The following is a 3,100-nucleotide window of genomic DNA, read 5'->3' as shown; positions in this document are numbered from 1 at the left end:
GGCCAGCCCCGTCACGCGGCGCTTGTAGTCCAGCACCACGCCCGCGGCGCCCGGCGCGCGGATGCCCAGGTCCGAGCGGTCGTCGATCCCCATCCGCGCCTCGAAGTCGAAGCCGATGAGCGAGCTGTTGCCCAGCGAGTCCCCGTTCAGCGTCTCGATCCCGCCCGGCACGAAGTACACGGCCATGGCGGGGATCACCGTCCCCTGCGGCACCGTGGCAGCCGTCGTCCCCGTCGCGTACGGGATGCAGGCGCCGGCGAGCACCAGGACGGGCGCGGCGAACAGTCGGGTGAGGGTGAAGCGCATGAGGAGGGACGGCGCGTGGAGCGTGGGGCGGATGAAGAACGGCGGAAGACGGACGATACGCGCGCGTCGGATGCGCGGCAAGGCGCCTCAGTCCCTCGCGGAGGCCGATGCGTCGCGGATCATCCGCCCCACGGCCACGTTCAGCCGCACGCCGGCGATGAGGACCACGATCAGGAACGCGCCGACAAAGCCCATCATCCACGCGGGCATCTGCGTCTCGCGCGACGTCGCCGTGTCGTACAGGGTGAGCTGCAGGGCACTCATCAGCGCGGTGCACATCAGGCTGACAAAGGCGAGGAACTCTCCCATCCGCGCCATGATCGGCGCCCGCGCCTCGGGGCTGAGCGCGAGAAAGCGCGGCTTGTCGGGCACGTTCCACGTGTGCGGATGCCGCTCGCCGATGATGCCGATCCCCCACATGAAGACGGCCAGCACGGCCGCGAGGATGGGCAGCATGAACCACGACGCGGGCGAGCGACCCTCCCAGCGGTCCACCTGGCCGGCGGCGTTGAAGTGCATGGGGATGCGCCCCGGCAGCCGCGGGTACGCCCACGCCGACCCGGCGAGCAGGGCGGCGAGGAGCACGGCGTTCAGCAGGCGATAGCGCGCGGTGGCCGACATGGGCGTGCGTGGTGGATGCGGTGATTTCGGCGGATGATCCGCGGCGCGCGACGTCAGCGGCCCGCGCGCTCGGGGATCCAGCGGGGAAACCAGTCCCGGTAGTCCAGGATGGACGGGTGGTGCGGCATCACCGGCCCGTACGGGCTTCCGGCGCACAGCGCCACCAGCACGATGCCGCGCATCACCCGGTTCACGCTGGCGTTCATGGTCCGCGATCCTCGTTCCGATGGTCCGGCCCGAACGTCCGGCCGTGCCTTCTCCTACGGGATTGCAAGGCAACGAGTTGCGAGTAGATGCTCCTCGTTCTGCTTCCGTGCGGTGGGGCGAAGGGGCAGGATCGTGCGGCGTGGCGGAGTGTGTCTCGCCCGCGGAGGGCCCCCTCCCCCCGACCCCCTGCCCCCGCTTCGCGGGGGAGGGGGAGAACTGCGGGCCACGCGGAGGCCAGAAGGTCAACCTCCCCCAGGGTTTATTGGGGGAGGTGCGAGCCTGGGTGAGCGGAGGGGGCGCGGCTCGGGCCATCTCCGCGGCAGAGGCTTACTCCCGCACGACGCGGCCGCCCTGCATCACCAGGCGCACGTCGCGCACGGCGGACACCTCGCGCGTGGGGTCGCCGCGCACGGCCACGAGGTCCGCCAGCAGGCCGGGCCGCACGGCGCCGCGGTCGCGCAGACGCAGCACGCGCGCGTTCACGCTCGTGGCGGACCGGAGCGCATCCACCGGGCGCATGCCGTACTCCACCATCAGCTCCAGCTCGCGCGCGTTGTCGCCGTGCGTGAACACGCCCACGTCGCTGCCGAAGCAGATGGGCACGCCCGCCGCCAGCGCCGCGCGAAAGCTCTCGCGCTTGGCCGCCACGCGCGCCGGCTCGGGGTCCACGCCCGGGCGCCAGCCGCGATACTGCGACACAGCGTGCCCCGCCGCCAGCGTGGGGCACAGGGCGATGCCGCGCTCGGCCATCATCCGGAACACCTCGGGCGTGCCGGCGTCCCCGTGCTCGATGGTCACCACGCCGGCCAGCACCGAGCGCCGCATCCCCTCCGCCGTGGAGGCGTGCGTCACCACGGGCACGCCGGCGCTGGCGGCCACTTCCACGGCCGTGCGCAGCTCGTCCAGCGTGAACGTGGGCTGCGTGGCGCCCGACGGACCCCAGCGGTAGTCGGCGTACAGCTTGATCCAGTCCGCGCCCCCTCCGATCTGCTCGCGCACCACGCGGCCCAGCTCCGCGCCGTCCGCTTCCTGCGCGCCGCGCGGGGAGGGGAACTCCTGCGCCAGCACGCGCGGACCATAGGCGCCGGTCGCCACGATGGCAGGACCGGCCGCCAGGATGCGCGGCCCGGGGATGATCCCCTGCTGCACAGCCTGCTTGAGGCCCACGTCCGCGTAGCCCGCGCCTTCGCTGCCCAGGTCGCGCACGGTGGTAAAGCCGGCCATGAGCGTGTTGCGCGCGTGGACGGTGGCGCGCGCCACGCGCAGGGACTGCGGCTCGCGCAGCACCTGGTCGTCCCACGAGGTCTCGTTGTAGGGATGCAGCAGCAGGTGCGAGTGCCCCTCGATCATCCCCGGCATGAGCGTGGTGCCGGGCAGGTCGATGACGCGCGCGTCCGCCGGGGCGTTGATGGAGCCGGCCGGCCCCGCGGCGGCGATGAGCGAGTCGCGCACGAGCACGGCCCAGCCGGCGTGCACCTCCTCGCCGTCAAAGACGCGCTCCGGCCGCAGGAGCACGACGTTCGGCTGCTGCTGCGCCGCGAGCGCGGGCGCGAGGAGGAACGAGGCGAGGACGGACAGGACGCGGGCGGTACGTCGCATGATGAGATGGAAGACGCGGAGTACGTTCGATGCCGGCCGGTCGCGGCCGCCGCCATGTGGCGCGCGTCAACATGATGGGCGGGGGATGGATACGCCAGACGGCCCGCTCGGTCAGCGTGACGAGGGGGAGAACGGCTCGCGGGCGTCGGGATTGTGCTGTTGGGCCGAAGTTTGTCTCGCCCGCGGAGGGCCCCCTCCCCCCGACCCCCTGCCCCCGCTTCGCGGGGGAGGGGGAGAACCCATCCCCAGCACGGGCTGAGCTTCGCGCGCTGAACTCGCCCTCTCGCCAACCCCTCCCCCGAAGTTGGGGGAGGGGTCGACCGCCGTTGCGAGGAACGAGCAAAAAGGCGGTCGGGGGAGAGGGCCC

General features: G+C 72.7%; 4 protein-coding genes. All 4 read right to left on the bottom strand.

The window, feature by feature from the left end; translation table 11 throughout:
* Window positions 1-387 (bottom strand): hypothetical protein (locus tag VFZ20_RS27890; protein WP_329687242.1); only part of this gene is annotated, 387 nt, incomplete at its 3' end.
* Window positions 388-393: 6 nt separating this feature from the next.
* The gene (locus VFZ20_RS27885) at window positions 394-927 is read right to left on the bottom strand and encodes a DUF1648 domain-containing protein (protein WP_329687241.1); all 534 of its coding nucleotides are present in this window, start codon (window positions 925-927) and stop codon (window positions 394-396) included.
* A gap of 53 nt (window positions 928-980) precedes the next feature.
* Entirely contained in the window at window positions 981-1,133 is a 153-nt protein-coding gene (locus tag VFZ20_RS27880) for a hypothetical protein (protein ID WP_329687240.1), read from the bottom strand.
* A gap of 328 nt (window positions 1,134-1,461) precedes the next feature.
* Window positions 1,462-2,733, bottom strand: coding sequence for a metal-dependent hydrolase family protein (locus VFZ20_RS27875; protein ID WP_329687239.1), 1,272 nt, complete (start codon window positions 2,731-2,733; stop codon window positions 1,462-1,464).
* Window positions 2,734-3,100 lie beyond the last annotated feature (367 nt).

It is taken from the genome of Longimicrobium sp., assembly GCF_036280135.1.
Lineage (GTDB): Bacteria > Gemmatimonadota > Gemmatimonadetes > Longimicrobiales > Longimicrobiaceae > Longimicrobium.
This window is presented reverse-complemented; position numbering and strand designations above follow the sequence as displayed.

Coding starts and splice junctions, on each gene's coding strand:
- VFZ20_RS27880 (WP_329687240.1), bottom strand. CDS start 1,133: ATGAACGCCAGCGTGAACCGGGTGATGCGCGGCATCGTGCTGGTGGCG.
- VFZ20_RS27875 (WP_329687239.1), bottom strand. CDS start 2,733: ATGCGACGTACCGCCCGCGTCCTGTCCGTCCTCGCCTCGTTCCTCCTC.
- VFZ20_RS27885 (WP_329687241.1), bottom strand. CDS start 927: ATGTCGGCCACCGCGCGCTATCGCCTGCTGAACGCCGTGCTCCTCGCC.